General features: G+C 66.3%; 7 protein-coding genes. 4 read left to right on the top strand and 3 right to left on the bottom strand.

All coding sequences use genetic code 11. The features are described from left to right. The first annotated feature begins 37 nt into the window (after positions 1 to 37). Both HMPREF3088_RS05115 and msrA read left to right on the top strand, forming a co-directional pair. On the top strand, positions 38 to 1,669 hold the full coding sequence (locus tag HMPREF3088_RS05115) for a TM0106 family RecB-like putative nuclease (RefSeq protein WP_070758724.1): 1,632 nt from the start codon (positions 38 to 40) through the stop codon (positions 1,667 to 1,669). 40 nt (positions 1,670 to 1,709) lie between these two features. Then, the gene (gene msrA, locus HMPREF3088_RS05110) at positions 1,710 to 2,405 is read left to right on the top strand and encodes a peptide-methionine (S)-S-oxide reductase MsrA (protein WP_070758723.1); all 696 of its coding nucleotides are present in this window, start codon (positions 1,710 to 1,712) and stop codon (positions 2,403 to 2,405) included. A 166-nt stretch (positions 2,406 to 2,571) separates the two neighbouring features. On the opposite strand, the gene HMPREF3088_RS05105 is transcribed toward msrA, so the two are convergent. Together HMPREF3088_RS05105 and HMPREF3088_RS05100 are read right to left on the bottom strand one after the other, a co-directional pair. Then, the gene (locus HMPREF3088_RS05105; RefSeq protein ID WP_070758722.1) at positions 2,572 to 3,174 is read right to left on the bottom strand and encodes a superoxide dismutase; all 603 of its coding nucleotides are present in this window, start codon (positions 3,172 to 3,174) and stop codon (positions 2,572 to 2,574) included. A 176-nt stretch (positions 3,175 to 3,350) separates the two neighbouring features. After that, positions 3,351 to 4,250, bottom strand: a complete 900-nt coding sequence (locus tag HMPREF3088_RS05100) for a patatin-like phospholipase family protein (protein WP_070758721.1) — start codon at positions 4,248 to 4,250, stop codon at positions 3,351 to 3,353. 197 nt (positions 4,251 to 4,447) lie between these two features. Between HMPREF3088_RS05100 and HMPREF3088_RS05095 the strand changes: the two genes are divergently transcribed. Together HMPREF3088_RS05095 and HMPREF3088_RS05090 are read left to right on the top strand one after the other, a co-directional pair. Next, positions 4,448 to 5,221 (top strand): glycerophosphodiester phosphodiesterase, encoded by a 774-nt coding sequence (locus tag HMPREF3088_RS05095; RefSeq protein ID WP_246818063.1) that lies wholly within the window; start codon positions 4,448 to 4,450, stop codon positions 5,219 to 5,221. Between the two features lie 50 nt (positions 5,222 to 5,271). Next, a complete protein-coding gene (locus HMPREF3088_RS05090; RefSeq protein ID WP_070758719.1) occupies positions 5,272 to 6,189 on the top strand; it encodes a DUF5926 family protein in 918 nt (305 codons plus the stop codon). 131 nt (positions 6,190 to 6,320) lie between these two features. Here HMPREF3088_RS05090 and HMPREF3088_RS05085 read toward each other — a convergent pair. Continuing rightward, positions 6,321 to 7,302: LCP family protein (locus HMPREF3088_RS05085; protein ID WP_246818062.1), on the bottom strand; the 982-nt coding region annotated here is incomplete at its 5' end.

Below are 7,302 nucleotides of genomic sequence, written 5' to 3'. Positions count from 1 at the left end.
TTTCTTGGCTCCCGCCCCAAGTTGCAACAGCACCGTTGTGAGGTACTTCTTGTCCGAGCAGGCGGGGCTCAGCCCCTCCGACGTGGTTGGGTGCCGCCACCGTGCGCTACTGCGCCGGGCGTTGGGCGGCCAGACCACCCGCCTGTACTTGGACAGCGATTGGGAGCACCTCGCCGAGCGCATCGCGAGCCGGATTTCTGCGTGGCGGCGGCGCTCCTACGTCTTTGCCCAGTTGCCCACCGCGCCCCGGATCGGCGATAAGCTCCGCCCCACCCGCAGCGAGATCGCTGACGGCGAGAACGCGGTGGAGGAGACCCTGGAGGCGCTGGCGCGCGGGGATCGGCTGATCCTCAACCCGGCCCTCGAGCACGACGGGATCGAAGCTCATGTGGACCTGCTCGTGCGCATGGACCCCGGGGTGGCGCTCGAGACCGCGGCCTACGCGCCAGTCATCATCACCGGGCACAATGCGACCCGCCCTGCGAAGAACCGCCACCGTGCGGATTGCCGCGTCGTCTCCGTCGATGCACTCGGGTTGGGGAAGCCCGCCGCAACGACGCTGCGCCACCGCACCGTGGCCAGCGATGCCCAGCGCCTAGGGATGGCGAATATGATCCTGCTGAGCTGGGGTTTCGCCAGCTCCGACGTGGGCATCATCGGCCGCAGTTCGGGCGCGGAGCCCGATGGCTCCCGCTGCTACTTCTTCGACGCCCAGCGCCTGTACCCCGGGTTATTCGCGGCTTTCTCCGAGCCCATCCCAACAGCGCCCTCCCGGGTCAAGGAGTGCCAGACCTGCGAGTTCCATAATCACTGCCGTGCTCAGTTGCTCCAGACGCAGGACATTTCGCTGCTGCTGCCGGGGGACCGCAACCGGCCGTGGCGGGATAAGGGCATCAATACGTTGCCCGCGCTCGCTGCCGCCGGGGCGGGGGAGGCCAGCGCTCTGGCTGCGGCCTGGATGCGCGCCGAGGTGGCCATCCGACGGCCGGTGCAGCAGTGGTACCGCGGGCCGCTGGTCCTCCCGCAGGACCAGGAGCCAGTGGAGATCGACGTGGACATGGAGGCCCACCCGAGCCGTGGAACCTTCCTCTGGGGCACCTTCGACGGCCACCAATACGTGGCCTTCTCTGATTTCAGCCGGACGGGGGATGAGGGCCGCCACGTCGCAGAGATGTGGGACTGGCTCATGTGGCGCCGGGAACGCGCACACGCCGAGGGCCGGAAATTCCTAATGTGGGTCTATGCCAAGCAGGGTGAACTCTACTGGTTGCGCCACTACGCCCGGCTCTACGGCGGCCAGGAGTACGGTAGCCCTAGCGCCGACGGCGGGCAGCGCCAGGTACGGATGCCGGCCCTGGCGGAGGTCAACGAGTTCATCCAGTCCCCGGAGTTTGGCGATGTCTTCGAGTACGTCTCCCGTGGGCTGCTGGGGACCGGTTCGCTGGGGCTGAAGACGATCGCCCCGCTGGCAGGTTTCCACTTCAGCCAGGAGGGCGTGGACGGGAAGGCGGCGGTGGACCTCTTCGAGGTGGCCGTCGCTACCGGCGGGCGCACCGCCGACATTTCCCGTCGAACCCTGGAGCGCTATAACGCGGACGACTGCGTGGCCACCCGTAGCGTGCGTGGTTGGTTGCGCCGTGGCGCGCCGGGCATCAGCCTGGTGGAATAGGCAGTAGACAAGCCCTAAGAGCGCGAAGGAGCACGCTGAAGTGGATCTTTTCGAAAGAATGAAGGCCCTGAACACGCCGGGTGCGTACCGGGCGCCGCGGGTCACCGCGGAGACGGCGCTGGCAGGCGGAAGGCACCCGGTGCTACCGGATCCGAAGCCACACGTGGTGCTCGGCACGCCGCTCACCGGTCCCTGGCGGGAGAGGCAGGCGGAGCTCGTGGTAGGTATGGGCTGCTACTGGGGAGCCGAGCGTATCTTCTGGGCTACGGAGGGTGTGGAATCCACCGCCGTGGGCTTCGCTGGCGGATATACCCCGAATCCGACCTACCGCGAAACCTGCACCGGGCGTACTGGCCACACCGAGGCCGTGCGCATCGTCTACGACCCGCAGCGGGTGAGTGCCGCCGAGCTGCTGCGGATCATGTTCGAAAACCACGACCCCACCCAGGGCGACCGGCAGGGAAATGACGTGGGCTCGCAGTACCGCAGTGCGGTGTATGCCCTGGATACGGAGCAGCTCGCCCAGGCGGAGCAGGCTATCGAGGCGTGGCAGCCGGCTTTCACTGAGCGCGGTTTTGGCCCCATCACCACGGAGGTCGCGCTGCTGGCGGATACCCCGGCTGGTGAGTTCTACCTCGCGGAGGATGAGCACCAGCAGTACCTGGCGAAGAACCCGGACGGCTACTGCAACCACGGGCCGAACGGCGTGAGCTGCCAGACGGGCGTGCTCGGCTAAGCGTTCCGGCCGCCGGGCCCAGCCCCGGCACGTAGCAAGTCCGTTGGCGAAAGCGCAGCTGGTGGCGGAACCACCAACGCAAAGAAAAACCGGGCGGGCCACGGTCTCCCGTGAACCCACCCGGTCAAAGCCCGCAGGCTTTAAGAGTTAAGCCTGTGAGTCAGACTTAGTTCTTCGCTGCAGCGAAACGCTCGGCGACGTCCTCCCAGTTGAAGACGTTCCAGACTGCCTTCACGTAGTCAGCCTTGACGTTCTTGTACTGCAGGTAGAAGGCGTGCTCCCACATGTCCAGCATCAGCAGCGGGGTCAGGTTGATGGAGGTCTGGCCCTGCTGGTCGGTCAGCTGCTGGATGACCAGCTGCTCGCTGATGTGGTCGTAACCCAGGACAGCCCAGCCGGAGCCCTGCAGGCCCAGCGCTGCGGAGGAGAACTGGTCCTTGAACTTCTCGAAGGAGCCGAAGTCGCGGTTGATAGCCTCAGCCAGCTCGCCGGTCGGCTCGCCGCCACCGTTCGGGGAGAGGTTCTTCCAGAAGATGGAGTGGTTGGTGTGGCCACCAAGGTTGAACGCAAGATTCTTGGACAGTGCGCGGATCTGATCCGGGTTGGTGCCCTCCTCACGTGCCTTCTCCATAGCCTCGAGAGCGGCGTTAGCACCCTGCACGTAGGTGTTGTGGTGCTTGGAGTGGTGCAGCTCCATGATCTCGGCCGAGATGTGTGGCTCCAGTGCGTCGTATGCGTATGGGAGCTCAGGCAGCGTGTACTTAGCCATTGTTCAATCAGTCCTTCCGAATTCTTTTGAAAAGGTTCTAATTATTACGAACGGCCGAACCAGTACTTTTATTCCCGCCTGGCCGTTAGTAACCAATTGTGGCGAAAAACCGGGGGCCTCGCAAGGGTGAGACGTCATTAAAGAAAGAGGCAAACAGCGGCGCCACGGGAAGGGTTCTAGGAAAGGCCGAGGAATTCCTTGATGGCCGGCATCTCGCGTCGTGCCTGCTCAAGACCTTCTTGGTAGGCCAGGGAAAGCTTCACCGGATTGCGATCTTGATTGCTGATATTCATGATTTCAGGGATAAAAAGATACGCCTTACCCTGCTTCTCCAGCTCGAAGAGGTAATCCCGAGTCTCGTTATAACGCACGTGACGGTCGGCGATGGAGTCCAGCAGCGCCGGGTACTGCCCGTGCGTGCGACGCAGCAGCCACAGCGCGCGCCCCGCCGCGGACTTCCGGTACATCCGGGTGCGGGTCATGATCACGAGGAAGCGGTCGTAACCGTCCTGCATCGCGGCGTCGATGGGGATGCCACCGGTGGGACCGAACGCGCCGTCGAACCACGGCTGCCCGTCGACCTCGGTGGCTGGCATGAAGACCGGGAGGGAAGAAGACGCGCGGGCTCGGAGCAGGAAGTCCTCCGGGCTGTGAATCGACTCCCGGCCCCAGTGCTTCGTTTCGCCCGTCAGCGCGTTGAAGCCGGAGATGCGGTACTGCACCGGTGAGCTATCGAAGATCTCCCAGTCCATGCCCATCGGCTGGCCCGGCATGCCGGCCTCGCCGTAGATATAGCCCGCGTTGAAGAAGCCATCCCCGCGCAGCCAGGCCCGCCAACCGCCGAAATTCGGGTCGGAGGGGAAGGTGGTGAAGGTCTTGCGCATCCGGTCGGTGGTGCGGGAAACGTAATTAGCCACGTGAGAGGTCGCCGCGGAATTGCCCGTGACGTGGGCGAAGTTCACATTCGATTCCAGCAAGGCCTCCACGAGCGCGGCGGAAAAGACCACGCGCATGGCTCCGCCTTCGAACACCAGCGAGGTGTCCGTGACGTTCGGGGTAGGGGCTGCTTCGTGCACGTACCCAAGATTACCCGGCGGCTTCGTTGGGTCGAGAGCGCGGGTGCGGTGCGCGCGGTGGGAGGTCGAGGGGACGACGCGGTTTCAGCGTGGGGCAGGGCGCGGAACACGCGTGGAGCAAGCGCGGAGCACGCGTGGAGCAAGCGCGGAACAATCGCGAGACAAAACGCGGCGCACAATCCGGTAGAAAAGGAGGCGTGCAGCACGAGGTAAAAATCATTGCCCACCGTGGTGCGTCCAAGCACCGCCCGGAACACACGATCGGCGCTTACGAGCTCGCGGCCGCCCAGGGCGCGGATGGATACGAGTGCGATATCCGGCTCACCCGCGACGGCCACGCGGTCTGCATCCACGACCGCACCGTGGACCGCGTCTCTGACGGGACGGGGGCGGTGTCCCGCATGACGTTAGCGGAGCTCAAGGCCCTTAATTTTGGGACGTCAACCCGGCCGGCCACCGTGTTGGAACTGCGAGAGTTGCTGGAGTTCCTGCAGGATATGCGGCACAGCGCGGGCGCTGGCCAACCCGAACTATTCATCGAGACCAAGCACCCGCATGTCCGGAGCCTGCAGGTGGAGGCGGAGATGCACCGCCAGTTGGAAGCCGCGGGGCTGGCTGGTGGGGAGGGGATCTACCTGATCAGCTTCGACAGCTGGTCGCTGTGGCGCTCCCGGCAGATCAACCCGCAGGTAGAGCGCATCCAGCTGCGCCGGAAGCACCACCCGCCCGCACGGCCGCTGCTACGGGGATCGGGGATCGCGAGTCACGCGGGGTGGTCGATCGAGCAGGCGATGGCGAGCCTTCGGGGCGAGGGGGGTAGTGCTCCGGCGGATTACATCTGGACGGTCGACCAGGCGGAGCAGCTGCGGTGGATCGCCCAGCGAGGGGCCCGATGGGTGGCGACAAACTACCCCGGGGAGGCTGCGGGCTGGCTGCAAAACTCGGCCGGCGGAGGCGCGGGTCAGCCCTAGTTTTGCGGTGGGGTAGGGGCTTGTCCGCAGGGCAGGTTAGAATCAGCAGCGTGGCTAAGAAAAATAAGAAGAATCAAGACCTGCCCGAGGGCATGAGCCGCCGCCAGGCGAAGCTCGCTGCCCGTGCCGCGGAGCGCGCGAAGCTGCAGCGGGACGCCCGTCCGTACGCGGGCTTCACGATGGAGTCCGACCTCATCGCGCTGCAGGAGTTCGTACCTTCCGCCCGCGTGAAGATCGAGGTCGAGGGGATCGACTTCCCGGTGTCTCTCGTGACCGTCCTGCCGGGCGCGGTGGCGGCGATGCGCCGTGCTGCTGAAGACGGTGGCGAGGGCTTCGTCGCGCTGCAGACGCAGCGCCCGGGCGATAACCCGAACCGTGACCTCGCGTACGCGCTGAACTGGATGAAGACCGCCGAGCCGGGCGCAGCTCTCGAGGTTGGCGTGGCTGACGGCAACGAGCCGGAGCTGACCGACCTGCTGGATCCGAAGGCCGACGAGGAGATCGTCGTCGAGCAGGACTTCAACTGGTGGCTCACCGAGGAGCACCAGGACAACCCGCAGGTCGCGGCGACGCTGCGCCGCGCCAACGATTCCGTCCTTCCTTCTGAGAAGGTGCGCGCGGACATCAAGGGCGCTGCTTGGTGGATTGATCCGGGCGAGCGCGCCCACATCCGCTGGGTCCGCCCGGAGGATGAGAACGAGCTGCTCAATGCGCTGGCTCGCGTCCACGCTGCTGGCGAGCTGCATCTCGGCGAGGGCTCCAAGTTCGCGGGCGTGTTCCGCACCCACGGCGTGATGGTTCCGGTGTGGGACCTCGATAACTCCTGGGAGCCGCAGGTCTGGCAGAAGGGCCTGGAGGCGCTCGATAAGAAGATCGCCGAGGCTCTGGCTAATGACTCGGGCCGCTTCACCCCGGAGGAGCAGAAGGCGAAGCAGACGATCGTGTCCCGCGAGGTCACGATTCGCTAAGCCCCTGCTGGGGCTGGGGTCGGGGAGTCCGCTGACGGGGCTCCCCGGCCCCGCTTTTTACCCATGCTGGCCCTCGCGGTGGATGCGCACCGCGGGTGCGGCGCGCTGCGGGCGCGGGGACTTAGCCTGGCTTAGCGCAGGCTGCTGAACAGCTGCTCGGCGGCGGCCTGGTCCCAGAGTAGGACGCTGCCCGCGTAGTTATCCGCGCTGCCCGAGGTCGGAACGACCTCCTGCTTCGCGCCGCGCATCTTCACCCCGAGGCGGGCGAGGTGCCACATGTGATCGCCCTTGTCCACGGTGAGGGATGAGGCGACGCCGCTGACCGTGGGGAAGAGGCGGAAGGGGTTGAAGAGCGTGCCGGGGGAGAGCATCTTCTTGCTCAGCGCCGCGAGTAGCTGACGCTGGCGGCCCGCGCGGTCCAGGTCGCCGCCCGCCGAGGCGTAGCGGGAGCGCACATAGCCCAGGGCATTCGGCCCATCCAGCTCCTGGCAGCCGGCGGGCAGGTTGATGCCCGCCATCGGGTCATCGAGAGGCTCCTCGAGACACATCTCGACACCACCGACGCCGTCCACGGCGTTGGCGAAGCCAGCGAAGCCGACCTCCGCGTAGTGGTCGATCCGCAGCCCCGTGGCCTCCTCGACCGTGCGCTGCAGCAGCGCGGAGCCGCCGAGGGCGAAGGCGGCGTTGATCTTATTTTCCCCGTAGCCGGGGATGTTGACGAAGCTATCGCGCGGCAGGCTGATCATCGTGGCCTTCCCCACGAGCGGCAGGTGCACCAGGATGATCGAGTCCGTGCGGCCCTCCGATTCATCGAGCATGCCCGCGGAAAGCCGATCGGCGGTCTCCTGATCCAGTCCGGCGCGGGAGTCCGAGCCGACGAGCAGCCAGTTGGTGCCCGCGGTTCCGCCTACGCGGCCCTCGTAATTCTGGAGGGCCTCCGTGCGCTGCAGCTGGGAATCCGCCCACAGCAGCGTGCCGCCACCGATCACCAGGAATACCGCGAGCAGGAGCATCAGGGCCCGGCGGATGCCGAGGCGACGCCGTGGTGCGCGGGTCCGGCCTGTGCGTCGGGGGCGGCCACGGCCCGGCTCCATGCGCTGCGGCTGGCGGCCG

This window comes from Corynebacterium sp. HMSC22B11 (assembly GCF_001815965.1).
Lineage (GTDB): Bacteria > Actinomycetota > Actinomycetes > Mycobacteriales > Mycobacteriaceae > Corynebacterium.
Note: the sequence above shows the minus strand (reverse complement) of the source record. Positions and strands in the feature narration are given on the sequence as shown.

Excerpts from the sequence above, each read along its gene's own strand:
- HMPREF3088_RS05105 (WP_070758722.1), bottom strand. The coding sequence starts at position 3,174 with ATGGCTAAGTACACGCTGCCTGAGCTCCCATACGCATACGACGCACTG.